Origin of the sequence: Paenibacillus sp. FSL E2-0201, assembly GCF_037963325.1 — a bacterium.
Classification (GTDB): Bacteria; Bacillota; Bacilli; order Paenibacillales; family Paenibacillaceae; genus Paenibacillus_AQ.
This window is the reverse complement of sequence record NZ_CP150154.1, coordinates 1,369,287-1,396,000: the sequence shown is the minus strand read 5'-3', so window position 1 is coordinate 1,396,000 and position 26,714 is coordinate 1,369,287. Positions and strand designations below refer to the sequence as shown.

The 26,714-nt window shown below is 42.8% G+C and carries 23 protein-coding genes; 3 read left to right on the top strand and 20 right to left on the bottom strand.

Annotated features, from left to right (window positions below; translation table 11 throughout):
• Positions 1-23: 23 nt before the first annotated feature.
• Complete coding sequence (gene tkt, locus NSU15_RS06230; RefSeq protein ID WP_042124923.1) at positions 24-2,066, bottom strand: transketolase; 2,043 nt, start codon at positions 2,064-2,066, stop codon at positions 24-26.
• A gap of 302 nt (positions 2,067-2,368) precedes the next feature.
• Between tkt and NSU15_RS06225 the strand changes: the two genes are divergently transcribed.
• The gene (locus NSU15_RS06225; RefSeq protein WP_042124922.1) at positions 2,369-3,001 is read left to right on the top strand and encodes a hypothetical protein; all 633 of its coding nucleotides are present in this window, start codon (positions 2,369-2,371) and stop codon (positions 2,999-3,001) included.
• Between the two features lie 67 nt (positions 3,002-3,068).
• Here the strand turns inward: NSU15_RS06225 and NSU15_RS06220 are convergent, their stop codons facing one another.
• The 15 genes from NSU15_RS06220 to NSU15_RS06150 all read right to left on the bottom strand — a co-directional run bounded on the left by NSU15_RS06220 (position 3,069) and on the right by NSU15_RS06150 (position 19,557).
• Positions 3,069-3,848, bottom strand: coding sequence for a GNAT family N-acetyltransferase (locus NSU15_RS06220; protein WP_339289617.1), 780 nt, complete (start codon positions 3,846-3,848; stop codon positions 3,069-3,071).
• A 101-nt stretch (positions 3,849-3,949) separates the two neighbouring features.
• Positions 3,950-7,789 (bottom strand): hypothetical protein, encoded by a 3,840-nt coding sequence (locus tag NSU15_RS06215; RefSeq protein WP_339289615.1) that lies wholly within the window; start codon positions 7,787-7,789, stop codon positions 3,950-3,952.
• Positions 7,790-7,801: 12 nt separating this feature from the next.
• Complete coding sequence (locus tag NSU15_RS06210; protein ID WP_339289614.1) at positions 7,802-10,015, bottom strand: hypothetical protein; 2,214 nt, start codon at positions 10,013-10,015, stop codon at positions 7,802-7,804.
• A gap of 47 nt (positions 10,016-10,062) precedes the next feature.
• Entirely contained in the window at positions 10,063-10,731 is a 669-nt protein-coding gene (locus tag NSU15_RS06205; protein ID WP_339289613.1) for a hypothetical protein, read from the bottom strand.
• Between the two features lie 35 nt (positions 10,732-10,766).
• Positions 10,767-11,264 carry a hypothetical protein gene (locus tag NSU15_RS06200; RefSeq protein ID WP_339289612.1) on the bottom strand — a complete coding sequence of 166 codons (498 nt, stop codon included), beginning with the start codon at positions 11,262-11,264 and terminating at the stop codon, positions 10,767-10,769.
• 20 nt (positions 11,265-11,284) lie between these two features.
• Complete coding sequence (locus NSU15_RS06195) at positions 11,285-11,665, bottom strand: hypothetical protein (RefSeq protein ID WP_042124914.1); 381 nt, start codon at positions 11,663-11,665, stop codon at positions 11,285-11,287.
• A 15-nt stretch (positions 11,666-11,680) separates the two neighbouring features.
• Positions 11,681-11,824, bottom strand: a complete 144-nt coding sequence (locus NSU15_RS06190; RefSeq protein WP_156113062.1) for a hypothetical protein — start codon at positions 11,822-11,824, stop codon at positions 11,681-11,683.
• 7 nt (positions 11,825-11,831) lie between these two features.
• On the bottom strand, positions 11,832-12,041 hold the full coding sequence (locus NSU15_RS06185) for a hypothetical protein (protein ID WP_339289611.1): 210 nt from the start codon (positions 12,039-12,041) through the stop codon (positions 11,832-11,834).
• A 56-nt stretch (positions 12,042-12,097) separates the two neighbouring features.
• Positions 12,098-12,967, bottom strand: coding sequence for a hypothetical protein (locus tag NSU15_RS06180; protein WP_339289610.1), 870 nt, complete (start codon positions 12,965-12,967; stop codon positions 12,098-12,100).
• 11 nt (positions 12,968-12,978) lie between these two features.
• Positions 12,979-14,028, bottom strand: a complete 1,050-nt coding sequence (locus NSU15_RS06175; RefSeq protein WP_339289609.1) for a hypothetical protein — start codon at positions 14,026-14,028, stop codon at positions 12,979-12,981.
• 12 nt (positions 14,029-14,040) lie between these two features.
• A complete protein-coding gene (locus NSU15_RS06170) occupies positions 14,041-15,486 on the bottom strand; it encodes an ATPase, T2SS/T4P/T4SS family (RefSeq protein WP_339289607.1) in 1,446 nt (481 codons plus the stop codon).
• The gene (locus NSU15_RS06165; RefSeq protein ID WP_339289605.1) at positions 15,483-16,547 is read right to left on the bottom strand and encodes a hypothetical protein; all 1,065 of its coding nucleotides are present in this window, start codon (positions 16,545-16,547) and stop codon (positions 15,483-15,485) included. The genes NSU15_RS06170 and NSU15_RS06165 overlap by 4 nt, the downstream gene beginning before the upstream one ends.
• 12 nt (positions 16,548-16,559) lie before the next feature.
• Positions 16,560-17,303, bottom strand: a complete 744-nt coding sequence (locus NSU15_RS06160; protein WP_076118116.1) for an SAF domain-containing protein — start codon at positions 17,301-17,303, stop codon at positions 16,560-16,562.
• 179 nt (positions 17,304-17,482) lie between these two features.
• Positions 17,483-18,382: a formyltetrahydrofolate deformylase gene (gene purU / locus NSU15_RS06155; protein WP_042124906.1), complete on the bottom strand. Its 900-nt coding sequence runs from the start codon at positions 18,380-18,382 to the stop codon at positions 17,483-17,485.
• 65 nt (positions 18,383-18,447) lie between these two features.
• Positions 18,448-19,557 (bottom strand): deoxyribonuclease IV, encoded by a 1,110-nt coding sequence (locus NSU15_RS06150; protein ID WP_076118117.1) that lies wholly within the window; start codon positions 19,555-19,557, stop codon positions 18,448-18,450.
• Between the two features lie 172 nt (positions 19,558-19,729).
• Between NSU15_RS06150 and NSU15_RS06145 the strand changes: the two genes are divergently transcribed.
• Positions 19,730-20,194 (top strand): DUF2621 domain-containing protein, encoded by a 465-nt coding sequence (locus tag NSU15_RS06145; protein ID WP_042124904.1) that lies wholly within the window; start codon positions 19,730-19,732, stop codon positions 20,192-20,194.
• Positions 20,195-20,234: 40 nt separating this feature from the next.
• The gene (locus NSU15_RS06140; RefSeq protein WP_076118239.1) at positions 20,235-21,140 is read left to right on the top strand and encodes a TIGR01777 family oxidoreductase; all 906 of its coding nucleotides are present in this window, start codon (positions 20,235-20,237) and stop codon (positions 21,138-21,140) included.
• A gap of 24 nt (positions 21,141-21,164) precedes the next feature.
• Here the strand turns inward: NSU15_RS06140 and NSU15_RS06135 are convergent, their stop codons facing one another.
• The 4 genes from NSU15_RS06135 to NSU15_RS06120 are packed head-to-tail and all read right to left on the bottom strand — an operon-like array spanning position 21,165 to position 26,662.
• The gene (locus NSU15_RS06135; protein ID WP_076118119.1) at positions 21,165-22,826 is read right to left on the bottom strand and encodes a DUF6382 domain-containing protein; all 1,662 of its coding nucleotides are present in this window, start codon (positions 22,824-22,826) and stop codon (positions 21,165-21,167) included.
• Positions 22,827-22,844: 18 nt separating this feature from the next.
• Positions 22,845-23,354, bottom strand: a complete 510-nt coding sequence (locus NSU15_RS06130; RefSeq protein WP_042124900.1) for a prepilin peptidase — start codon at positions 23,352-23,354, stop codon at positions 22,845-22,847.
• Positions 23,355-23,383: 29 nt separating this feature from the next.
• On the bottom strand, positions 23,384-24,376 hold the full coding sequence (locus tag NSU15_RS06125; protein WP_076118120.1) for a TadE/TadG family type IV pilus assembly protein: 993 nt from the start codon (positions 24,374-24,376) through the stop codon (positions 23,384-23,386).
• 18 nt (positions 24,377-24,394) lie between these two features.
• Positions 24,395-26,662, bottom strand: coding sequence for a hypothetical protein (locus NSU15_RS06120; protein ID WP_339289602.1), 2,268 nt, complete (start codon positions 26,660-26,662; stop codon positions 24,395-24,397).
• Between the last annotated feature and the right edge of the window lie 52 nt (positions 26,663-26,714).

Sequence of the window (26,714 nt, the reverse complement as noted above, 5' to 3'; positions counted from 1 at the left end):
CCCCCTAATGATTATTCAGTTAATTACAGAAGTGCTTTCACACGGCTAACTACATTCTCAACAGTAAAGCCGTATTCTTTCATTACTCTGTCGCCAGGTGCGGAAGCTCCGAAAGTAGTGATGCCGAGGATATCGCCTTGGTCACCAGTGTAACGTTCCCAGCCGAAGGTTTGTGCCATTTCGATAGCAAGACGAGCCTTAACTCCTGGAAGAATTACGGAATCACGGTATTCCTTATCTTGTTTTTCGAACAGATCCCAGCTTGGTAAGCTGATTACACGAACATCAATACCTTCTTCAGCCAAAGCAGCTTGTGCTTTAACAGCCAGTTGTACTTCAGAACCAGTTGCGATCAGTTGTGCTTGTGGAGTGCCATTCTTGGAATCAGAGACAACATAACCACCACGTTTGATGTTTTCACGAACGCCATCAACGGTTCCTGCAAGAATCGGCAAGTTTTGACGAGTCAGAACCAAAGCAACCGGATTCTCTTTGTTTTCCATAGCATAAGCCCATGCTGCAGAAGTTTCGTTAGCATCAGCCGGACGAATAACTGTCAGACCTGGGATGATACGCAGGGAAGCCAATTGTTCGATTGGTTCATGCGTAGGACCATCTTCACCGACTGCAATACTGTCATGTGTCAGTACATAGGTTACTGGCAATTTCATGATCGAAGCCAAGCGAATAGCTGGACGCAGGTAGTCTGTGAATACGAAGAATGTTCCTCCGAATACTTTAAGACCCGTGTGCAGTGCAATACCGTTCATCGCAGCTGCCATACCAAACTCACGTACGCCGAAATAAATATTGCGGCCATCATAAGATTCTGAAGTGAACGATGTTAAACCATTCAAATGCGTCATAGTGGAGCTTTCCAAGTCAGCGGAACCGCCCACAAGCTGAGGAACGCCAGCAGTCAGACCGTTAAGTGCACTACCGGAAGCGACACGAGTCGATACGGCTTTATCTTCAGTAGTGTAAGTTGGAAGGTTAGCATCCCAGCCTTCTGGAAGATCGCCGTTGATTACGGTTTCGAATTGTGCAGCAAGCTCTGGATATGCTTTTTTGTAAGCTGCAAATTTTTCGTCCCATGCTTTGTTAGCTGCGATTCCGTTTTTCTTCACTTCTGCAAAATGAGCACGAACTTCATCAGGTACATAGAAATCTTCTTCGTATACCCACTTGTAGAAATCTTTAGTCAGCTTAGCTTCTTCTGCTCCAAGCGGGGAACCGTGAGTACCGCCATGGCCGCCTTTACCTTGTTTGTTAGGGCTACCATAACCAATTACAGTTTTCACTTCGATCAAAGTCGGTTTGCTAGTCTCAGCTTGTGCTTCAGCAATCGCTTTGGCAATCGCAGGAAGATCATTTCCGTCTTCAACGCGCAGTACTTGCCAACCGTAAGCATCAAAACGTTGAGCTACGTTCTCGGAGAAGGAAAGGTTCAATTTACCATCAAGGGAAATATCATTTGAATCATACAATACAACCAATTTGCCCAGCTTCAAATGACCAGCGAGTGAAGCGGACTCAGAAGAGATCCCTTCCATTAGGTCACCGTCACCACAAATAGCGTAAGTATAGTGGTCAATCACTTTATGTTCATCTTTGTTGTAGGTAGCGCTCAATTGCGCTTCAGCCATAGCCATACCAACAGCCATACCAATACCTTGTCCAAGTGGACCTGTAGTAGCATCAACACCAGCGGTGTGACCTACTTCTGGGTGACCCGGAGTCAAGCTGCCCCATTGACGGAAATTTTTCAATTCTTCCATAGGAAGATCATAACCACTAAGGTGCAACAAGCTGTAAAGAAGCATAGAACCATGTCCTGCGGACAATACAAAACGGTCACGGTTTACCCATGTCGGATGATCAGGGTTGTGTTTCATTGTTTTTGCGAACAATTGGTAACCCATTGGTGCAGAACCCATTGGCATACCTGGGTGACCGGAGTTTGCTTTTTCAATGGCGTCAATCGCCAAAGTACGAATCGTTGTAATGGACAGGTTATCTACAGTTGAGTTTTCTTCCTTTTGAATCGCTTGTTCTTGTTCACTCATTTAATAGTTCCTCCTCTGAAATCTCAAGAATGTCATTTTGACTCTTATTGTATCATTAGTGTGGAAGCAATTCCAATTGTTTTTAAAAACTCTTTATTTCAACAGCTTATGTTTTGCAATATCGACGTATTTATATACACACAAGAACTATGAGACAAGCCAAAATTGCACTAGTCTATGGTCTAGTTTTTAATTACGACTAAAGATTGTTTTACAATGCTCAAATATGCAGTAAGATGGAGTTAGTTAAGCATAATTTTCATGCATTATCCAACATTTCCTAGTGGAAAGGAACTTTGAACATGAGTTCGAATAAGGACATCTTTATCGTGCTTACCGGTACAGGTACGGCCTTTAGTGGTTTTATAAAGTGGTTTACAAAAGCCGATCTGAATCATGCTTCGATCGCCTTTGACTGTGAACTGCGGGAGGTATACAGCTTCGGAAGAAAAAAAATGCACAATCCATTCGTGGCAGGTCTAATTCAGGAGAACTTTATTGACCCTTTCTATAGCAGTGCGAATTGTTCTATTTATCAGTTGCGTGTTAGCGCTGAGGAATACGATACGATGTACAATCATGTCCAAGGGATGATGCAAAATCAAGAACGTTATAAATACCATCTTTTAGGATTAATCGGTGTGCTTCTGAATATTAAAATCGATAGAGAAAATGCTTATTTTTGTTCCCATTTCGTTGCCTCTTTATTTGAAGAAACTGCAGTTCAGCCTGTGAATAAGCCTTCCTGCTTCGTTACACCGGAAGATTTCGCTCTTTCACTCTGTGCACATAAGATTTTTACTGGCAAGCTATCCTATTATTTACGTAGAGCTCAGAGAGCATCTGCGCGCCCATCCTCTTTACCATTACATACTACTTCGGTTGCCGCACGAATGATGCGGATGAATGAAGACCGGACTGAAGGGGTCGTATAAAAGGTTCTAGGCTTGTGAAAAAGGACGAAGTGGAACGTAATTCCACTTCGTCCTTTTTAATTAACCCTCAAATAACAAACTCAACCATGTACTGTTTGCACATGAGGGCATAGCCCAACGATTGATATAGTGTAATTGCACCGATATTCTCTTCAAGGACATTTAAATACACATTGGAGGTAACCCTTCTTCCCGATCGGGTGAGCTCTGTGCAGATCTTTTTTCCGTAGCCTTGCCTTCTCCATCTTACATCCGTTCCGATGTTGCCCAATTCAACGTAATCCTCTCTATAAATATGGTATCCCCCTACCGCAATCAGCTCACGTTGTTCCATCACACCATAGAACGGATACTGTAGTTCTTCTTTTGAAAAAGCCATTGTATCTAAATCGGCCATTTTAGACTCAATAAGCTCAAAATTAGAGGGGCCCAAATGTACAACACTTGTATCCACCGGTGGTAACGCTTCTTGATGGATATGCTTCATTAGAAGCAATTTCTTGGGAGACTTAACAAGCTCAAGCTGTGAAGCAAGTAGAGCCATAACTTCTTCATTAACGATTACACTACCGACAGCATTGTCAGGTAAATTCAGTTGGTCTTTCATAAATGAAAGCACGGACCGGAGACAAAATGACTTCTCCACAGGGAATACGGAAAAAGCATGGAACGGGAGCCCCCTTAAAAAGGCCAGTACGCCGAGCAGCTCCCCCTGGTCTGTAAACTGTCCATAGTGTACCGAATTATGCTTACGAGCTGTAAGGTATGAATAGTATAAAAAATGCTGTTCTCTATTAATCGAACTCAAGATTGATTTCATTTCCGCTGGTATTAATTCTCGAATCATTTACCTACCCCTATCAATGTTTAATACATTGCTTCAACATTAACATGATACCAAGAAGTCAGCAAAAAAAAGAGATGGGATAGATGATATAGGGTCCTACTCTACTTAATCCGATGACTCTGGAAATACTCCGACCAATCCGATGATATAACAACTGTAACGGTATCCGTTTTGATGTTGTACACATTCTGAGCCGTAAAGGTAAAAGTAACCGGTCCATCTGGTAGCTTATCAAATGAACTATCGTACATTTCACCTGTCCAGAAGGTTTTATCGTCGTTAGTTGGGCTGAGCTGCGTAGTGAACTCTCCGTTCATGGTCACTTGCACAGTATCCGGGAGACCTGTTGCTGTACCTTGCAGAATAAAACGTTCTCCTGCCCAAAATACGTTGTAGCCTCTTGGACTCTCCTCATTTCCGCTCTTTTTCAAGTTATAACCTTTACGGTTGTTGTTCCACTCTTCGGTGTGCTTCACTGCACCTTTTATACTTAATAGATTCACCATAAAGTATTTACGTGCAGAAACATTGCTCCAGCTGAATCCGTCAAAAACTTCAACCTCGACGGCATACTTCTCGTTCTCGATTAGTGAACCAGCTGGAATCTGCCATTGCTTAGCGCTTGATACTTGTTCACCGGATTGGACCTTGATTGCACCGGTGGCCAAGTTAATAATCCGCACCTTATAGCGTTGCTGCAGATCTCCGTCCTCATCTTGATAATCCCATTTAATGATTGGTGTGAGTGTACTTGCGATTGTGGGATTTGACGAGTCCATACTGGTTGGGTACGTTATCGAAACTGTAGGTATACGGTTGACTATGGTAACATTCTGGGAAAGATCTCGATATAGCCCTAGAGAATCTGTTACACGTTGTCTAAACGTAAAGGTACCATTGCTGCTAAATTGCTTGGTAAAGTCATTTTTTACACTTGCGAGAGCTTCTGAACCATTTGATGTTTTCAGATAATACTTAAGGCTAATGCTATCTCCTTTAGGCTCATCCTTGTCCGTAGCCGTACTTTTAATATTCAAAACATCTGTACGGTAGATCGGTTCCTTTGTAGCATCTCTTCCCGTATCTGTGATCAGAGTGAATCCCGGCTTAGGAGCATTATCGATGATGAATGTTTTTTCATTTGATACATCTGACCATGAAAATTTGGAGTATGCTCGACCTTGCACTGTAAAGTATTCAAACCGTTCAAATGTATTATTTGGGATTTGATATTGTCTGAGCAATCCTGAAGGATCCGGATTTTCTATAGTGGAGACTAATAGACCATCCTTCGCAAAGAACTCTAACCTGTATTTCTCCTGTGAATCATTTTCCGGATCCGCGTAAGTCCACTTGATTAATGGATCGCCTTGGTCCGAGTCAATCACAGATGGGTTTGTTGCTGTGCCTGAAGGGCTAGTTAAAGTCATAGAAGGTGCCAGATTCTCTTTTACTTGGACTTGTAATCCTGCGATATTCGACTTATCTCCTATCTGATCGATTGCCCAATGTTCTAGCGTATATATCCCCGGATCTGAGAAGGTAAGCGTAATATCGCGAGTAAGATACGATTTCACTTCACCCGTACTGTTCGTTACTTTCCAGTAGTATTCTAATGAGCCTTGATCTGATGTATCTTCATCGGTATCGCCTGACGTAAATTGTTTTGTATCATACTGATTTACGGATGAAGGTCCGTTAATCTTAGCAACAGGAACATGATTCTTAACCATAAATGTGCGCGTCGCATAAGAGCTTAACCTTCCATCAGAAGCTGTGAGCTGCATTTCCCAACCGTCAGAAATGGCTTTTTTATGTGATATACCGTTACGATTAATAAGATCACGAATGGTCATTGATTGATAACGGTTGTTTCCTGCCCAGTAGTTGGGAGAGTCATTAAATTTTGTATTCCAGGCATAAGATAGAACATCTCCATCTTCATCGGGATCTGGTGTTAAGTTATCCATTGTGATAATCGTATCGCGGTATATTTCGTTAGGCATTGTAAATGCTGCAGCCGGTGGATGATTGACTACCTTTACATTTTGAGTGTACCAATCTGACCACAAGCCACGATTATCATGTACTTGTAGATTGAGTTGATAATTCCCTTCACCGAATGATGCGATATTCGGCGGTGTTGTTGCTCCACCCCAATGTTCCCATACTTTATTCCATCCGTCTTTGATTACAGTCCAGTAATATACATCTAATGGATCATTATCTGGATCGAAAGACTTATCAATAATGGTCGTAGATTTACGATAAGAAACGATATTCGGATCAACGGTAAATAATGCAACGGGTGGTAGATTAACAGACGCATTCCCCACAATACGTTGACACCAATCACTCCATACACCGATTCCATTATCTCCATCCACATCACGGACTCTTAAACGAATGTCGTAACTGTCTTTCTCAAAAACTCCCCCAGGTGGCTGCCCGTCGATCCACATCTCATCAAAGGACTTTTTATATTGCCATTGCCACTGCATAATCCCTTTATCCGAACTTGTAATATGGTCTAAATCATAGGAAAAGTCTATTAATTGAACATTTCCATTGATAAGTCTTGCTGAAAAAAGCGCTATTGGCTTACGGTGAACTTTAAAACTCATCGTAGATGCGGCATCTCTACTCCACATCTGATATTCAGCAAAGAGAGCATCCCTTTTCGGTATATCCTTAGCTTGATAACTCACGACATATTGTCCGGTATATGGAAATGAAGTGTAAAGGCTTGTCCTCCATAATCCCGAATCCCCTAAAATACCCATTGAGTTATCAAAGTAATTGGGATCATGATCATATCTCACTCGATCAGCGTATTTAGCATCTCCCTCATAGTCTTCATAGGTGGTACCGCTATTCTCGATAGGACTATTCACGAGGACAAAAGCGTTTCGCTTAAGTCTATTGGTAACTTTAAAAGTCATATTCACAGATTCCGACAAATTCGCAGGATCAGCTACTTTTACAGTCATCGTATAATCCCCTGGAGGAATAGAGTCACCTATAGCATCTACAGGAATAGAGAAATACTGATATCCTTTCGTTTGAGATACTACCGTCTTCCTATAAAATACATTGGGTATCTCCGCACTTACGATAAGATCATCATTATCTGGATCGTGGACATATCCCTCGATGTTAAGTGTATTGCGTCCAGGCTCGTTCTGCAGGACTTGATTATTAGGTGTATTTAACGAAATGGTAGGTGGACTGTTCGGTATTAAGGGGTATACAAATCGAATGGTATGACCAAAAGATATTAAAGCATAACCATTTTCTGGTGACAAACCGCCCGAGTTATGTTGATAGCCTATCCGTAGCGAGTATTCTATAGATATCCCTTTGGGTATACCATCAAAAACATTTGAACCAATCCAATTTGAATAAGGGGTATCTGTTGCTAAATTAATTTTAGTATCAACGACATTTGGTTCGGTATCGTATGCTTTGAAAAACAGTTTTTCAAGTGGTTTAAACATGACATATTGACCATATGGTCCAGATGGACAACCATACGCGTAAGTCGGAAGATTTTGAGACATTGCCCCCTCACTTATTGCTCCAACACACATAGTAGTACTTTGGACTATACTCGACGAACCACTTTCTTTATGACGAGCGATAGTTGCTTTTGAAGTAAATAATGTATCTGGACTAATGGCAAATGTTAATTGTTTGGTTATTTTATTGTATTTAATATTAGTAAGCTTTTGATTATTTATAGTTATATTTGAATTTCCGTAGTTCCATCCTGCATCATGGTACTCGGAGTAAGCAGGAATGTTAACATCCTTATAATTGACGATATTCGGATCACCAGTCGCAGCTTCTACGGTTTGAATATATATGCTCTGGCTAGGCATTAATCCGAATAATAAAGTGATTATAAGGACTAGAGAGATCATTTCTTTTATTTTTTTCATTTAAGCACCTTTCTACCAGGACCAATCCACTTCTGGCGCTCGATTTTTCACTTCTACTACTCTTGAGCTTAGCTTTTGGCCATCTGAATTTGTAGATTTCCGATCAGCTTCTGTCACAAACTCATCAATGGTTGGTTGACCAAATTCTTCAAAGACAGTAAGTCGGACTTCATATTTCCCTACCTCACTCAGCTCTAAATTCAAACGATCCGCATTTTCATTACTAAAAATCACCCATTTTTCTCCTTCAAAGCTGCCATCATTATTAGAATCATAGCGATACTCCCAGAGTCTCCAACCCACTACATCTTTATCAGGCGAATAGGAGATATCATCCAATGAAACCACCGCTTTATTACCGTAATCAGGACTTCGATATACCACTCCAGGCAGAGTAAAGTAGTTGTACGGCGCTTCATCTGGCACAATATCAAAAGTAATCTCATCACTATCAGAATACCCGAGCGTATTTTCCACATAAATCGAAGCCTTATATTTACCAGGTTTCTTAAATAAGATGTCTTTGCTTTCAAGTTCAGATAATGTACCACTATATTTAATATCTGCATTCGTACCGCCAGATACAGCAGTGATGGTAACTCGTGTTTTCGATGCGATTAACGGAAAGCGTGTTGGACTCTGGCTTCTATTAAACAATGTCGTTTTACGATTTTGTTTAAGTATTCCTTCGATACCTATAATTGCTGCTGGTTTCGGCTCAATGACGGTAACTTCTGTACTTGTACTACCTATTTGTCCATCATTGTCAACGACTGTGAGCGCTATAGGAAATGTCTCTCCAACTTGCTCTCTGGTATACCATACATACCCCCTTGGGACATTTCCTATTTTCCCCTGCGCTCCAGATGTGCTCCAAGCATAATCAGTGATATATCCATCCGGATCATAGGAAGCATTTCCGCTAACGAGCATATCATCCCCTGCTTTTATGTATCTAGCTGTTGATATTCTTGCAATAGGCGGCTTTCCTTCCGGTTCTGCTGGCTCGGTCGGAGGTGGAGGAAAAGTAACCAGGGGTTGATTTTTATAAACACCTGCTGAAATCTGTAGAGGCTGTTCCAGAGAGGTGATGGTTCCATTCTTTGTGACGATTGGCTTTTTAAAACGGACGAGAACGGTTAAAGCATATTCCTGAGTAAAATGTTCGCCCGTCACACTCGACTTTTTAATTTCAAAGTCAAATAACGTGCTTACGTTAAATGTCTTTGCGGACTCCTTTTTCGTTTTGAGTGTGTTGTTCCTATCTTTCTCTTTAGCATAGAACACCCACTCATCAATGTTTGAAGCATCATTGTATCCTTGAAGCTGCCCCATTAGTGAAATTTGAACGGGTTCGTCTTTATCTCCCAATTTCGTAGGATTTGGATTAGGTTTATTTAGGGTTACTGTACCGATAAGTGTAGGTTCTGTAGGGAGATTATAGTCAAAGTTCACAGTACCAGCATAGCTGTAAGAAGTTACTTTGGCAGTTGCATCGAAATAATATGGCAGGGTGACATAATAGAGCCAACCTTTAGCATGTCCACCTTTCCCAAAACTTTCAGACACTTCTTCTGGTCTTTTTTTTGCAGACGGCACAGTATAAGTAATTATAAACTTGCCATTTTTAACGGATACAGTCCCTTTATCACCTACAAGAGCTTGTGGATTAAGCTTGATGCTAGATTGAACTACACTACTATAGGGCACCTGAGTCTGGTCTTGTCTATACCATGTTGCTACACTTGGATTAGCCGGATCAGATTTGGTCATAACCGTTCTTGTTGGCGGTGTTTCGGATGGTGTACTATAATCAGTGGCATTAACGTTATAGCTAACGTTAATTCCCTGGTTATCTTTGTAATCATTTATCTGCCATCTTCGACCATCTGCATAGCGCCAGATGGAATTTCCGGGAACGCTTATAAAAGAATCCTCAAAAGCCCCATCTTTTCCCATTACCGGAAATGTTTCATCCTTCTCATTTCCCTTCAGCGTGAGCTTGATCTTCCCGTTCTCCAGAGTGATAGCCCCCACAACACTGTTATTCCCTGAATATTTGAGTGTTCCGGATTTGATCGCAGAACTGGTGACCCCAATTGGAATATCCAGATAAAAAGTTTTTGTGCTATTCCCCGATCCGATTAATCCTGTACTCAAAGGGACACTTACTGTACCTTGCTTAACATCTGTTGATTGAGCAGAATAAATCAGAGATGGCACCATCACTAGGCATGCGACAAAAAAAGAAAGTATTAATATTTTCTTTCTTATCATTGTTTAATTTCCTTTGGCGCCACAATGTACTTTGAGGCAGAGTTGCTTTTATTATCTACACGAATCTTAAAGTAATTAATATCGCCAGAGTAGCAATACCCTTGATACGAACTCAGTTTTTCACTAGATTTAAGACTCCAATCCCATAGGGCTTGTTTGCTATTTTTAATATCTAGCATTTTATCTGGCATGCTAGTATACGCTTCGCCTTTGGACAAATCCCCGAAGTTTAAGCGCCATTTATCTTTTAAATCCTTAATGTTTTGTTGAACGATGTTACCGCTCATATTCTCCACCGTAATCTTGGTCCAAATGAAGTACTTAGAATCTTTCAGATTATAGCCATATTGTTTTGCAAGAGTCTGAGCATCCACTGACTTTGCATCATAGATCATTATCTTCTCTAACGTATAACTCAACCCATCCGCCGTTACCGTTACTGGAAGATCCACTTCTTTTTTCAGACCAAATTTACTCAGATTATCCCTCATAATAGGCACCGGCGTTGCTGTTGGTTTCACGCTTGCTGTAGGTTTTACCGCCGCTGTTGGCTTAGCAGTAGCTACTGGTGTAACCGCTTCCGCATTTGCAACCACTCCCTGCCCCAATACTGCACCTAATAACATTGTCGTTGCCATAGTCGCCTCTATAATTCTCTTCTTCATCCCTAAATCTCTCCCTAGTCTCAATTGGATTTTCCCTACTTATTGAACTTATACTCCTGAACTGCTGGTACTCTGATTGGCTCTTGTGTTTTGGCTCTGGAGATCAGCAGCGGATGTTCCGTCTCAATGACGGCAATAACCGAGGGACCCTCTATGTATTTGGTAATGCCATATTCACTATCCTCGTATAAAAGCGGAAAAGTCACTCCATCAGCATCATCAACAATATCGAACTTCACGATCTTTACTTGATTCTTAAAACGGCTGCCCATTTTGGGAGAAAGACCGTTATCAAGTCCAAGATTCGCCTGTAAGGCATGCTGAAAAGTATCGTATGCAAGCGTAGGATCGATAATTAGACGGCCTTGCGTGAGTTCAATCTCATCTAACTCCTGCGCGGCATCGTGAACAGCGATATTGTTTGCATCTTTTAGCATGCTGCGCAGCATGTCCCACTCCTGATTCTGAATCTGAAAGAACCAGGAGTAAATAAAGATCAGTAGGACAAATGCCAGCTTAATAATGTAATCCATAAATTAGGCTCATCCCTTAATCAATCGAGATATTCACTCATAATTGACCCATGCCCATAATATCGGGTAGGCTGCGAAACCGTGGAAAAGTTATACGGAAACAGATTTATTCGCGGTGCCGTTACAAAAACATCTAGTCGTTTTTTTCGTTCCTGAACAGTGTCCGTGCTGCTTGTGATTTCTATGGAACCCTCCGAGAACCCAATCGCCTTAAGATTTGAAATCACTTCATTCCGCATAGATGCTGTGACCATCCCCTCAGTTGCTGCTTTTTGTGTGATGTAGGACGTATTAGCTTTGACCTGCAAATCTAGCAGATAATCAATATAGGTGAAAATGGGCTGCAGGATAATAAACAGGACAAGCCACATGAATAATGCCCGGAGGACGGTCTCCTTCAATAGAAACCCCTCCTCCTAATATTGCTCTACTTGCTTAGTATGTGTGATGATATCGTCCTGACTGCTGCCAATGATATGCGTGGCTACCGTAATGAACATCCCTGCGATTACAAAACCAATGGCTAGAAACATTGCTATGGAGATCGAGTCTTTTTTCATAATTGAGTTAAACCGAAGTGTGGGTTAAGACCCGAGCAACTGTAGTTTGGCTGGAATCCAACGGCTGAATTAAGGTTACACCCGGGATATCCGGTCTATTATCATCCGTATCATTAATAACATCTTGCACCAAAGGAACTAAAATCGCGATTACGATGGCCACGCACAAAAATCCGATAGCGATAAACAAACCAGTAGAAATAGCATCTTTTTTCATTGTTAAAATCTCCCTTTTATTTTATATTTTTTAAATAATATTGAATATATAATTTTTCACTGGAACATGCCGACCCCATTAAAATTCCCTTTGATCAGCAAAATGTACTGCATCGCCATCGCGACGATCATCAAAAAAGTAGCAATCGATGGGATAACGTTAATAATCGTCGATAAATCACCGATAAAAGACCATTTTTTTAAATACTGATCACTGGAGATTTTGGAGATGATCTTCCCTTGCTCACGTAAATAATTAGCAGCTTCTGTGTCGTCGTCCATCCCCTCAGTAGCCAGCAGAATGGAACGAATGTCATTAATAAAACTATGGTCATCCGGAAACTTGGCACAAAACCATTCAATCGCCCCCTCCACACCCTCATCTACTGCTCGTTCTGACAACTCGTACAAGTCCTGACGTATATATTGAAAATGTCCAGCCGTACTCCCGCAAAAAGTGCCAAATTGTGCATATCCACGCTTGCGTAGCCGATTATTCTCGTATAGACGAATGAAAGAGATCAGCTCACCGTCTTTTTTAATAACCGTCTTTTGATGAAGCCATGCAAGTACCCAGCCAAACGGAAGATAGCGCATCGGACTACTGATTACGAGAATAAGTAGAGCAATTAGAGGATCATAGATCGAAAAGGCATCGGAGCGTATAAAATCGCTGATGACTTGAGTTATTAAATAAATCAGCGCTGCTGAATAACGGAAAAGCGTAATTTTACGAGCTGAAATCGATAGACCAGAGTCATTCAATAATTGCTGAAGTCTATCCCCCTGCACCCGTTCCCCAAGCTTATTCCACCGTAGTCCTAATCGAACAAGATATCTCTCCTGTTTACTACTGCTGCTTACAAAGACAAGTAATGCGACATATACAATCCCGATTACAGTAACTAATAGTAACAATCTGTCCATAGCTCATCACCTTAGTGGTAGTCCAGTTTAGGTCTGGCGAGAATAGTACTGATCACAAAAGAAATAAAAAGACCGGAAATGATCACCATTAAAAAGGAAAGCCCTACTGTAGTCTCAAACTGCAATTGGAAATAGACATCAGGCTTCAGCATATACATAAAGGTTCCAACCGTAGATACTAGCACCAATAGATTCCCGTATAAGCCAAGGCTGATCGCATCTCTACTGCCCGCTTTTACAGTCAAAATCGTATCCCTCTGTTGCTCCATAGAACGGTTTAATAGCATCAGCGAGCTTTTTAAATAACGGCTTCCTTCCTTCTCGGCATAGAGCAGATCCGATATAAACTCCAAAGCGAAAGTAGTGCCAATCGCACCGGAAAACCTTCCGGCTTCCTGGGCAAGCTCATTCTCATTACTGTAATTAGAAAATGCAGCCCCTAGCAGCTTCAATGGACCTTTCAGCACATTCTTATCCGTAAGAAAATCAGCTGTCCGATCAAGAATGGAATCTACCGACAAATGAGTGAATTTGGTAGAGATCTTGACTACATCAAGTAGATCGTAGCTTCCGTGCACCTTCCTCTGTGCGTAGATGTATCTCATACGAAAATAAGGAATCATCGCAGAAATCACAGCCATAAAAAACGGAAATCTCCAAGCCTCTTGGATCGACTGTCCTTCATTAAAGGTGATTCCATCCAAAAACGGATTGTTAAAACTAAGTCGCCCAGGAAGCTCACTGATCGTCAGTAGTCCTGATAGAAAAACCGCAATAAATACTATTACTGTACGCCCGACAAAACGCATAACACTTACACCCGGCTCATAGTTTTGATGTACAAAATACAGAAAATTATCTAGATGACGGTAAAGCCACAGCCTTTTTTTTACTGAGCTAACCCTTTTACCAAAAATACTCATCTTATATTTGATCCGAAAATCTACTTTCTGACTCACCTGCCATAAATGCCGTTCAATTAGTGGTTTAATGAGCAGCCACATTCCCCACACAATCAATAAATGGAGGATAAAACGAAAAATATACAATAATAGATCCACAGTTTCACCCCCTTACTCGTTAAGAATGATCTTAGATTTCAAGCTTTCCTTAATTGGCTGATCCATTGACTTTGCGGTTGCAAGTCGTCCTAGCTCTTTCTGAAGCAACTGTGTCGCCTGCTCATTTTTCTTAGACATCTTCAGAATCAAGCTCTTCGTCAGCTTGTCATTATAAGACCAACTCATATTCTGAGGCTCCCAGCGCATCAGATCATTCGCAAATACAGAGTTCTTTTCCTCTTCATAAAAGACTTCCGATATTCGCGTCAGCCGCTTCTTCCCATTTGGAACACTCTCCAAAATAAAAACTAGCTCGCATGATTTCAGTGCAGAGATTAAATGTCCCTTAAGACTCCCGCCAATTCTTGTCGACACGGCAAAAGCGCCTTGATAAGGAATGTCCTCCGAATCCACGGTGTGGAAGGTTCCGGTGATACCGTCATATCCCTTCTCCCCACTCCACAGGTAAAATTCCCATTCGTTATACCGCATTTCTGTCATATACAAAATGTTTGGGTCATGCCGCAGTGACTCTACCCCCACCTCCATTAATTCCTCGTTTGCAGCTTGTATCGGAATAATTCGATGCCCTTTAATCTGATAAGGTAAAATCGACTCCGGATGCTTCTCTATCATCACCACACCCATACAAGACGAGGATCCAAGCAGTTGCTCGCCGACGATCGTATTTGCAAAGGTTGTTTTTCCTGATCCAACAGCACCCGCAATTATGGTATTGCGAAAAGTGGATGATAACGCCCGAATCATTTCAACCGCTTCCGCTGGAATACATTCCGTACCTGCTTGATCTTCTAGACTCAGGAACTCTACAACCTGCCGCCGCAGTGATATGGTGGTGAAGCCATCCCATACTCTCGGGGATACCCAAATGGCAAGTCGGATAAATCGTCCGGGCCAGAGCGGATCATCCATTTTGAACTCCACCGAAGGGTTGTCCTTGTTCAGCTTTTTGTTGGGATCACTTTTTAATAAAGAACGCTTTAACTGCTCCACCCGATCTAGAGAAGGCATCTCGTACGGATAAGCTACAAACTCACCTTTATGGTTATAAAAAATTTGCTTTCCAATCATCTGGAGCCCCGTTGACTCACTGTATGCACGATCAGTAAACCAACGATACGCCGGTCCAAAGCCCTTCCACTCATGATAGAGCGCTTCTGCCACCGTCCGGTATGCTTCTGGAACCTTGCCCGTAAATGGAGTCTTCCGTAAATACTTTTCTATCTCATTCATAAAAAAGCTAACTGCCTGCGGATCGCCTATTAGTGCCTTCGCATTTAGCTCGAAGTAGGCATCATCCTCACGCTCCAGCCCTTGGTTCATATCATTTTTCATTTTTTGCAAAAATGTATAAAAGTCTTCCTTACCCGGTTTACTCAAGCGCAGAATGCTTTGTTTCAGAGAGAACAACGGACGCTTCGTTTGATTTCCGTTCATAGGAATATACCTTTCTTTTTAGCTTCTGGTGCTAGCCCCATCGACACTAGCAGAGAATGTACCTTATCATCTACATACTGCAGTTCCTTTTTCCCTAACGGCAAGCTCTCCTGCAAGGGCTGGTAATACGGTAGCTCCAGTAAGATTTCAGTCCCAAAGCGAAGCGCAAGATTTTTAGGTGAAGATATTTCTTCTACATTGCTGCGGTTAATAATCAGTTGAAAATCATGTGGACGTAGATCCATATGCCCCGCAAGCTCTAGTAGAGGTTCAAGTCTGTATTCATGCTTCGGATGAGTGACGATCATGCGTAGTGCCGATTTGTGCATTCCAACATACCATGCAGCGCTTTCCGGAATTGAGCCAAAGTCAGCAATAACCACATCCGCATTCGCTCCAGCCCTAGCCAAAAAATATTCAATCTCATCCTCCTGATAGTCTTGTGCGCTCAAGTAATCGTAATTGCCTGGAAGATACATATAACCATCTTGCTTAATGAATTGTTCAAAATCCTCATCATGTATCATTTTCCCTGTAAGCCTTGACCGAAGCCTATCAAGACTGATGGTCGCTTTACGATCATGTCCGGGATCATATAAATCAAGCCCAAGGACAATAACACGGAGACCTGACGCAGCAATCCGCCTTGCGAATAGTTTGGCTACACTTGTACAACCAATTCCCGGACCTGAGCCAAAAAATCCAACCAGATTGCCCCGCTCCTCCCCATCCTCGTCTAAAATAAAACGAATTTTCTCTATCACCACTGACGAGGTAGAACGAGGAGGGATGAAATAGATACCTAAGCTTTCACAGAGCATATGTACAGCTTGGTAACCACTTATTCCCTTTTGCAAATATACATATAGGATCGTTGAACTTGGATAATTCCGGCGCAGTTCGCTAAGTGACTGAGCTTTAATCTGGTCACTAGTAACCATTAGCATATGGTTCTCTGCATGAGATGGATCAGGAAGTACACTTTGTGTGATTACTATAAATCCCGCATTTTTGATATCATTAATCGTTAACTGATCTATTCCTAGACTAAAAATTTTCAAGACTCTTCCCTCCTACTCGACCCGTACGATCCACAGCTTTTTCCCCTGCTCCAAAAATTGTCCTAGCCGTTGTCCATCGCTTTTCTTCAGCTTCAGTTCCGGTGTGGCCACCTTGCCAGTCGAAGTGAATCGATTATTGTTGTTGCCCTTTTCTGAATCTAGCACATCGTTATTATCTTCAGTTCGCACATAGTTCACGGTGACTCCAGATAAAAACACCTCCTTGACGGGTTCACTAAGTGGAATTTGCCCAATCGGCTCTTCCCCGTCCTTGTTGACATTCGGACTAACCGATTCACTCTGCTTCTCTTTGTCACCTTCAACTAGATAAATATCTACCTTATCCCTGCTTCGCAAAGAACCATTAATGGCATAGATAGCCTCCTTTGGTATAGGAAAAATCCCTTCATCCTCCAGCGGCTCTAAATCACTAACATCCACTAGCGACGCTGTCAAAATACTTCCGTTAGTCAGATTTACGTTCGTAATCTTGTGCTCTACCTGTTCGATTTCAGTTATTACGCCGGAAGGTATATCTTTGGTCTGAACAGAGTCCAGATACACATCACTTGCTTTCAGCTCATAGTTTTTGGGAAGAAACTCCCCGCCTTCCACCTTTATTTTGACCACGGTTCGGGAGAGCACGTAGGGCTTGAAATAAAGATCATACCCCAGCAGTCCGCCGACTCCAGTAATCAAAATGAGGCTTGCGAAGAAATAGTTGCGTTTTAGCAGTTGCCCACGCTGTAAAGCCAAACCTTCCACCTCCTTAAAAACACGATTTTGAGAACGACAAAAAGCAACTTGGCGTAAATAGCCAAGCTGCTGGTAAAATGCTTTTTTACCTGTAGAGATTTAGAGAACTATTAGATTATAGGGTTCCGGTAAAAAGCGCTCAGGTTCACACCATAGGCTTTCACCAGAAAATAACCTTTCTATTTAAACACTACAGTCTTATTTTGATGGACGAGGATCCGGTCTTCGATATGCCACTTCACTGCACGAGCCAGAACAACCCGTTCAATGGTGCGTCCAATCCGCTTCAGCTCGATGACATCATCACTGTGGCTAACCCGCTGTACATCCTGTTCAATAATCGGGCCACCATCAAGCTCTTCTGTAACATAGTGAGCAGTTGCTCCGATAATCTTCACCCCGCGTTGATACGCTTGGGCGTAAGGATTACCACCAATAAAGGCTGGCAGGAAGGAGTGATGAATATTAATAATCTGGTGACGATAGTGCTCAATAAACGACGGTGAGATAATCTGCATGTAACGAGCCAGGATTATAACATCAATGTCGTCTCCGATGACTTCAAGCTGACGTTTTTCCGCCTCAGCCTTAGTATCCGCTGTAACTGGAATATGGTGGAAAGGTATGCCGAAGGACTCGACATACGATTTCATATCCAAATGGTTACTAACAACGAGAGCGATGTCGGCTTCTAGATCGCCAGCTTGCCACTGCCAGAGAAGTTCCACAAGACAATGGTCTTCTTTAGAGACAAATATGGCTAATCTTTTCTTATGACGAACATTGAAAATTTTCCAGTTCATCTTGAAACGTTCAGCCACTCCGCCGAACAAAGATCGTATCTCTTCCAGACGATCTCCTAATTCAGGAAGGTCAAACTCAACTCTCATAAAGAACATTCCGCCATCTGGATCCATTGTGTACTGATCCGATTGCACAATATTCGCACCATGCTGATACAGAAAGTGTGATACTGCCGCCACGATTCCCGGTCCATCAGGACAGGAAATGAGCATACGCGCCCGGTTGGAATATGATTCGGCACCTGACGAATTGTTTCTTTTTACGTGTAATTCCATGATCCCCATCCCATCCTCTCATCTACATGTGCAATCTGAAGTCTAGCTTATGCATGAACGAGCACTTACTTGCCTGCTAACCATGCAATCAAGCGATGATTAATTGCTTCCTCGCTCAGCGCAGGGAACAGCTCGGCAGCGATGACTTCGTCATATAGACGCTCCAGCGGTTCACGCGGATCAGCTTTTTTAGCCTTGGCATCGTTCTTCAGCAACTCCCAGACATTAAGCACATACTGACGGGAATCGATCTCCTTCTTAGCAAAAAACTCGCGGAGTGTTTCAACATCTTCTATAAACTCCGGTCCAAATCGTTCAGCTACGTTACCACGGAGCAAAGCGATCTCTACCTCATACATCGGACGCTGTTTCTTAGCATCCTTACCCACCCATGGTGTTTCCAAAATGAAAGGCAGCCCTGCCAATTTCTCATGATGGACAATTTTGTTAATCGTATCAAAACCGATCCAACCCGATCCAATTGGAGTATGACGGTCTTTACCTGCTCCACATGGATTTTTGCTGTCATTGATGTGGATGACCCCAAGACGATTCAAGCCGATAATCTCATCAAACTGGTTAAGAACGCCATCCAAATCATTAACGATGTCATAGCCAGCATCATGAATGTGACAAGTATCAAGACATACGGACAAACGCTCGTTATGTTCAACCTTAGCAATGATCGAAGCAATCTCCTCAAAGCTGCGTCCGATCTCTGTTCCCTTGCCAGCCATAGTTTCTAGGGCGATATGAACTTCCGTTTCATTGGTTCCCCCAAGAACCTCATTAAGGCCGTCTGCAATCCGCTGGATACCATATTCAGCGTCCTTATCAGTGAAAGCACCTGGATGTAATACGATATGCTTGACCTCAAGCGCATGCGTACGGCGAATTTCTTCTTGTAAGAAATCAACGGCCAACTGATACGTATTCTCTTTATAGGAAGCGAGATTAATAATGTAAGGTGCGTGGACGACAATCTCCTCCACACCATTTTCTTTCATTGCTTGCTTCCCTTCAACGGGATACATGGCATCAATCGGCTTGCGGCGCGTGTTCTGTGGCGCTCCTGTATATATCATAAATGAGCTGGAACCATACTCATTTGCTTCATTTGCTGCGGTCAAAAGACCCTTGTCCGAGCAAGACACATGTGAACCTATTTTCAGCATACTTCTTCCCTCTTTCCTTCACGAATTACCCCCTATTCTACCGTGATCAGAAAAATAAATCTAGACAAGGTCAATATGCTGGGTTCTGCTTCGCAAAACTTTGGAAATAAGCTATACTTTAATATAAGATTAAATTATGTGAGAATACTCATTGCCAAAAGGTGGTGTATGCATGTCTATCCAATCAGGACTTGGTTTATTATCCGCAACACCGAGCAATTGGTTCATGAACTCTATCGCTTTCTGGACTTTTATGCTGCTGGGTTCCATGTGTATCGGCGGTTTTTTTATGTTCCGAAAATTCCTAAAGGTATTGCCGAAAGCCGATGGAAAATCTAAGCTGGACTGGCAAAATTACTGGGTAGAACGCAGCCGATCACTCTGGAGTGATGAATCCAAAGCTTTTTTAGACCAGCTTGTTCAGCCTGTGCCTAGTCCGTTTCGCGATATCGCCAAACATTCTATTGCTGCTGAGATTGGAAAAATCGCAGTGGAAAGCAATGCGAAAGAGGTTACTCGTGATCATTGCATTAAAGGTTACATAGTCGCCACACCGCGACGTGACAATCGTTTCCTCGTCAATTTTCTCGAAAAGAACAAAATCGATTACTCTGCTTACCAGCATTTATTTAAGTGATTGTTTATCGAATGTCGTGTTCAGAACGGAGGCCAACCTTATCAAATATGTAATATGTGGCGGCACCGGTTTTATTGGCAGTGAACTAACAAAATACTGGCTGCAAGCAGGAAATGAAGTCGCCATCGTCGGTCGCAATCTACCTAAAGCTGCGCCATATCATCCTAAACTGAGTTACCACACATGGGACAGCCTAATAGCTGATCATGCCCCCCTAGAGAATGCAGATGCCTTGGTTAATCTTGCTGGAGCTTCTCTTAGCCAGCGTTGGAGCCCAAGCGGCAAAAAAGCAATTATGCATTCTCGTCTTGCAACCGTTTCCGCTGCTGCTAAGCTACTCGACAGTTTGAAGCACAAACCGTCTGTAGTCATTCAGGCGTCCGCTGTAGCTATTTACGGAACTTCTTTACAAGATACCTTTAGTGAATCATCACCAGCCCATGTTATGGACTTCCCCTCTGAAGTGGTTCATACCTGGGAAGAAGCTTCTGATAAAGCATACCAAGATATCCGTCTAATTAAGTTACGTACCGGTGTTGTACTTGGCAATGAAAGTGGTGCCTTCCCAAAAATGAAGCTACCCTACTTACTGGGCTTTGGCGGTAACATTGGCAAAGGAAGCCAGTGGGTCCCCTGGATTCACCTGACAGATATCGTTCGTCTGATCGATTATTGTATTCAGAATCCCGCCATTTCCGGACCCGTTAATGCGACTGCTCCACATCCAGTTACAAACGAAGAGTTTGGGAGAACGATCGGGAAAGTGTATAAACGGCCACATTGGTTTCCACTACCTGCCTTCTTATTAAAAACAGCAGTTGGTGAATTGTCCGAGATCTTGCTCAAAGGGCAACGCGTCCTTCCAGCGGCGGCATTAGAACAGGGTTTTAGCTTTACATTCCCCACTCTTCAAGCTGCTTTAGAAGATCTGAAAAGCCAAAAATAGCAGAATCATCATTCACTTGTAATCCTAAGCTTCATCCATGTGGAATGTGTAACTTCCTTTTACAATCTTAAATACGGTCCCCTCTGACAGCGGGTACTCTTTATAAGGGATCATGGCTTCGCCTTGAAAGAGTGTTCCATTTCTGGAGTCGAGATCCTTTAGCACGTATCCGCCTGGGCTCCTAGATATTTCAGCATGCACTCTTGAAGCTCCTTCGGATCTCTCCACGTACTGAGCTACTTCTGCCGAGCGGCCGATAATAAAGCTAGTTCGGTTTAACACAATGGTCTCCGCCTCTGCCTCATCCTCATCATTTCTTTTGAGATAAGGAACATTTCGAGCTGGCTTGTGATTTCGTTTGCCCTGCTCAGGTGTCTCCTCTCGTGATAATAAAGCAGTTGGAGCTATTGGCTCTGGTGGTGTTACAAAACTATGTTCCTCTATCCTGGATTCAGCTCGTGCAGTTGGAACGCTTGATAGAGGATCCGATGTATACTGATCTACCTTTGGAATCTTTGCTGCGGGACGTGTAGTTGTCACAGGATTTCTACCGAAATTCCACTCCAATTCTCTTCGACTCGAACTCCAGTTTGTATCTTCAGGGTCCTCATTCGTATGATCCTTTTGTTCATTACTTCCAAACCTTATCCTTCCGCTCCATACCATCCAACTCAATACAAACAATGCGATCGTTGCAATCCCACAAACGGCTAGCCACAACGGCTTTGGACTATTTAGATATAGGAATTTCCATAATAAAGCATCTCCTAATAGGCACCCTAGAATTAAATAAGTTCTTGAGCTTGAGGTTTGTGAATTTATCAAATTATCATCCTCTAGAGATGGAAGCGACTTCTCCTCTTCTTTCAACCTGAGATTGGGACTGGAATAGCTACTCAACCAAGGAGCGGCGTTCTGTTGCATATTCAGAATCTTTTCCTCATTCCGCTCACTTATTTTTTTCTGAGGAGCAGTTACCTCATTCACAAACAGTTCCCTTACTCTCTCTTGCATTCGTCTTTCTGGTTCTATCAGACTTGCTTCTGTCATCTTTGGAGGAATAGATGCCATTATTTCGCTATTGCTGATTTCTCTACTTCTAGAATCCCCCTCTGTCAAAAGCTCTGAGAGAAGACTCTTGAGGCCAGCCGGTGTAAATTCTTCTTCCCCACAGTATTGCAATACTCTTTGAACACCACTGCCAGTAAGCTCTGTAATAGAAGCCATTAGCACCATGATCAGCGACTTGAGCGATTCTCCCAGCCTAGAAGTAGGCTCATTCCCCTGAATAGGAATATAGGTTAGGTATACCTTACCACTATGCAACGAGCCTTCAATAAAAATATAATCTCCATGCAAAGCATATTGTTCCGCCCGCAGCATGTATAACCTGCCATCCTCCATCCCTTGTGCAATTTGCAGTAGTAAACCAAAAAATGAGGTCATGCTTAGCTTCTCACTTTTGAGCAAATGACTGAGCATTTTTTTACGCAGAACAGCGTATTCCATAGTAACCTTCAAATCGATTTCCCTAAGTAATAACCTTAAATGATGAGGAATGTCGGTGTTCATCAGCATACGAGCCTGAACCATATTAAGCTTACTCACCGGCATTCCTTCTGGTTCTCCAAGCATCATATATATACCGTCCTGCTGTATAAAGTCACGGGTTAATCCGTACAACAAGCATCACCACCTCCTATTTTAAAAATAAAGATAAGCGCATATGGTACCAGGGACTACAGCCAGCATGAAAGGAAATCTCAACAGCTCACTATCTTTATTTTTAAATAGGAATGAACTTTTCAATAATATAAATCCTGAAATTGTGTTAATGATCTTACGCGTACGCCTCCCTGTTTCCCGTCTCATTAAGACAATTATCCAGCCTATTAAAGCTCCAAATAATACGGAGTACACCACGACCTGCAATGTAAACAGCATTCCTGTCCAAGCGCCGATCCCGGCAAAAAGCTTAACATCCCCCGCGCCAACCGCCCCTATCAAATGCATGATCAGAAGCACTGAAAATCCTGCTACAGCACCCACACCAGCCTTCAGGAGTCCATCCCAGCCGTTCATCAGCACTTGAGCAAGCAGACCGGCAAGCAAACCTGACACTGTAATCCAGTTCGGTATTCTCATCGACTTAATATCTGTAATAAATGCAGCTGCCAGAAACGGAAAACACCCCCAAAACGCCCACTCCGCCATGGATTACACTCCTTTCCTTTCCTCTTCATTCATTTCACTACTGTGAACATAACCTCAATAGATCTTCCGTCATCAAGCTGTATTACAAATGGCCAAGTACCCGGAGTAGTATTCACACCAATTTTCCACTCCCACTCGATATATCCATCCGCGTCCGCTTGTTTCCAGCCTAAATACTTGGCAGTGCTTCCTCCGCTTTTATAAAAGACGGATAAGCTAGCGGAAGCATTTGGCGGAATTTTGGCACGAACTTTGCCTTGCTTATTTGCTACAGCTGGATTCGGTTTTTCCAAAATCACAATGAAATCCTCTGGTTTGCTAGTGCCGTCATCGCCCTTATTTATACCTTCACCTGTATCTCCGATCCAAAGACGTTCAACAGCACTTGCCTCTAGTACAATGCTTTGGTTTAAAAAGGGTACTTTCATTGGCAACTCATAGCTAACCACCAATCCAAAGTAAGGTCGAGTACTCCTCTTTAATTCAGGCACGATAATGTTAGATACATGAATTCGATCATAATCCAGTAAGTCTGATGACAGATACGGCTTCAATAAGGGTTTAATCGCCAGGTCCAGTACACTCTCAGAGGTCTCCGCCTGTAGCTTCTGCAGCGGTCCCTCACCCTTCTCTAAAGCCGACATGACCCACTCATTCAGCGGCTTGGGTAATGCCATTGCGTAACTGCTGCCCCAATCTGTAAGAGACAAGCGAGGTATTGTCCAATTCGATTCAGCTGGATTGCCAGCGGATAGATCCGTGCCCCCCTTCACTGCATCAGCGTCCGCTTCGCTTGTTGCCCCCCATTTCTGCAACGCCAAAGCCGCAGGGTACATATGCGTTGAAATAGATTTCACAGTATCGGATGCTGTACTTTGTAAGGCTGTCGAATACAAAGTCATCTGTACGATAGAAATTAGGAACAGAACAAACAGTAAGAAAAACGGAAGTACCATCGCCGCCTCTACTACCATGCTACCTTCTTCCTTAGTCCTCCCCCTAATCCGGTACTCGTCCCTCATATCCTTGCCAACCTCCTGCTAATATGAAAAATCAATCTTTACTTCTCTCATATATGTTCTTCCTTGAACTTTTCCTGAATACCCAGCGCTATAATCCAAAAGCTTCACTACACCTGGCAGAAACCATAACCGCATTTTGAGCTTAATATTCGAGGATACATAAGTGCTTCTTTCCTCTGTATTTATTCCTGTGTTGAGACGAATTAGAGCCAGCATCCGAGATAACTGAACATTCCCGCCTCCATGCATCATCATAAACAGACGCAAATGATCGCGATAAGTCAGCTGGGCTGGTAAGTATTTGGATAGAGGAATGGAATCTTTCTCACAAAGTAGTAACATATCTTGAATAGCTTGCTGGATTCCATACAACAGCGCCGCAGCGAGAACAGCCAATGGATTTCCTAAGCTTGCCTTCTCAATAAAACCTTCCATCGTTCGAATAGACAACCGCATAGCGAATATTTCAGCATAAGCCGCGGCTACATTGCCTGCAGGATTATAAAATCCATATAGAATGTATTCCAGCTCTTGTGCTTGAGGATTAAGCTGTTCTTTAAGCTTATCTGTATCCTCTACAGAACCTTGTGCCAATGTAGCTAACTTGGAAACGTCAAAATGCTGAAAATAGAGGGCAGAATACTCCGTTTGGAAAAGTTTATCTCTAGCTCCTGCCATAATGCCACCCATCGCTGCATAGATCCCGTCCATATCCTCCATCGCCGAACTCCCAGCAGCATAAATGTTTGAGCTAACTTCTGATTTAACCAGTGGATCCGATACTATTTCCTCATTAAAAGCAATATTCTCTTCATAATATTGGCGAAGTGTTTGATAGTCTTTCAGAGAATCTGTCACTCCGTTACCCATCATTCGAATCTTATCGAGCAACGCTTTCGCTTCACCCAGCTTCGATTTAGCTTCTCTCTCCAATTGTTTACGCTCTTTATCTGAGCTACGGTGCTGTTCAATTAAAGCCACATCATTAGCGATAACATTCCCCTTCTCGCCGTAATTCTGTACATAGTTTTTCACCACACGTGTAGCTTCAAGAACAGAAGATATCATTCGGTAGGAGTCCCCGTTGTCACTCAAAGCTTCATACAGCACACCTGACATTCCTGCTACGATTGGTTCAATGGTCTCGAAAGCACTTTGCTGCGTGGATATATTATTCTCCATCTGACTTAAATCAGTTGAGGTGAGAATCAGTGCATCTTCCTGTTCACGCAGCTTTTTAAGCGGGTCTGAGCTTATCTCTCCTGAGCTCGCCGGAATATCCCAATTATTAGCAGGATCATTTGATAGATCCCCACCCTCCATTCGCGACTGTTCCAATACATTTCTCATCTCGTCATTCAATTGCTGCGCCTTCTTTAACGCTTCTTTCGCTCCCTCCATTGATCTTTCATGATCTTCACGAAAAGCTGTTAATAAGGCAGGAAGCCGCGATAACATCTCAGTAGTTCGACTCTGGTAGAGTGACAATTGATAAGTGTACTTTGCAGGCTTTTTACTATCACGATAAAGATCATCGTAGTACTTCCCAAGGTAGTCGCTATACTGTGCTGAAATATCTGCGGCCGATTGCATACTTCCGAGCGAACTGGCTGAAATGGACTCTCCCGGCGGATTCATAATCCATTGAAGTAGCCTTCTTCCACTCTCCGCAGCCTGGCTTCTCCGCTCTAACATAAGATCCAAAGCCTCTTCTCGCTCGTCATATAACGGCTGCAGCTTACTGAGCAAAGTAGTAGCGCGTGAAGCCTCTTCCATTACTCCTGACATTGGTTTAAATTTACCTGCCAGCTCTAACGCGAAATCTATCGGGGCCTTATATTTCATTTCTTCCAGTATTTGTCGACGAGCAACTTCATAGCTACCCAATGGTCGGCTCCATTCCAAGGATGAGGATTCCAGCGCAAAGGGGATTAGATTGAAAGCATCACTCCGACCACTTTTATGCAGATTATCATTGAGTACTTTAGAGAGCAGAATATCCCCGTCACTCTCTCCGAATGCGAACAAACCATACTTCTCTCGCAGCTCAACATCGTAGGATGACATTACAGAGCGGACGCTAGCCCTCGCTAGACGTTCCTCTTGAACATTGAATGCAGCAATGCGCGCATAATCAATCAGCACTGCTGTAAATAAAAAGACGAAAGCCAATACCATGATTAGGAAAATCGAGACCGAGCCTTCTGTTTTCCCCTCGTGCTGCCCCTGCATCTTTCTCTTTCGATTCTTTCCGCTAGCGAGGCAACTAGTAAAAATACTCCTCATCAAAACCTCCCTCCTTATCCCTGCTTTCAATGAATATTAGATCCACGGGCAA

Coding starts and splice junctions, on each gene's coding strand:
- NSU15_RS06180 (WP_339289610.1), bottom strand. CDS start 12,967: ATGGACAGATTGTTACTATTAGTTACTGTAATCGGGATTGTATATGTC.
- tkt (WP_042124923.1), bottom strand. CDS start 2,066: ATGAGTGAACAAGAACAAGCGATTCAAAAGGAAGAAAACTCAACTGTA.
- NSU15_RS06150 (WP_076118117.1), bottom strand. CDS start 19,557: ATGCTGAAAATAGGTTCACATGTGTCTTGCTCGGACAAGGGTCTTTTG.
- NSU15_RS06145 (WP_042124904.1), top strand. CDS start 19,730: ATGTCTATCCAATCAGGACTTGGTTTATTATCCGCAACACCGAGCAAT.
- NSU15_RS06190 (WP_156113062.1), bottom strand. CDS start 11,824: ATGAAAAAAGACTCGATCTCCATAGCAATGTTTCTAGCCATTGGTTTT.
- NSU15_RS06205 (WP_339289613.1), bottom strand. CDS start 10,731: ATGAAGAAGAGAATTATAGAGGCGACTATGGCAACGACAATGTTATTA.
- NSU15_RS06215 (WP_339289615.1), bottom strand. CDS start 7,789: ATGAAAAAAATAAAAGAAATGATCTCTCTAGTCCTTATAATCACTTTA.
- NSU15_RS06225 (WP_042124922.1), top strand. CDS start 2,369: ATGAGTTCGAATAAGGACATCTTTATCGTGCTTACCGGTACAGGTACG.
- NSU15_RS06210 (WP_339289614.1), bottom strand. CDS start 10,015: ATGGTGCCATCTCTGATTTATTCTGCTCAATCAACAGATGTTAAGCAA.
- NSU15_RS06200 (WP_339289612.1), bottom strand. CDS start 11,264: ATGGATTACATTATTAAGCTGGCATTTGTCCTACTGATCTTTATTTAC.
- NSU15_RS06120 (WP_339289602.1), bottom strand. CDS start 26,662: ATGAGGAGTATTTTTACTAGTTGCCTCGCTAGCGGAAAGAATCGAAAG.
- NSU15_RS06130 (WP_042124900.1), bottom strand. CDS start 23,354: ATGGCGGAGTGGGCGTTTTGGGGGTGTTTTCCGTTTCTGGCAGCTGCA.
- NSU15_RS06125 (WP_076118120.1), bottom strand. CDS start 24,376: ATGAGGGACGAGTACCGGATTAGGGGGAGGACTAAGGAAGAAGGTAGC.
- NSU15_RS06185 (WP_339289611.1), bottom strand. CDS start 12,041: ATGAAAAAAGATGCTATTTCTACTGGTTTGTTTATCGCTATCGGATTT.
- NSU15_RS06220 (WP_339289617.1), bottom strand. CDS start 3,848: ATGATTCGAGAATTAATACCAGCGGAAATGAAATCAATCTTGAGTTCG.
- NSU15_RS06170 (WP_339289607.1), bottom strand. CDS start 15,486: ATGAACGGAAATCAAACGAAGCGTCCGTTGTTCTCTCTGAAACAAAGC.
- purU (WP_042124906.1), bottom strand. CDS start 18,382: ATGGAATTACACGTAAAAAGAAACAATTCGTCAGGTGCCGAATCATAT.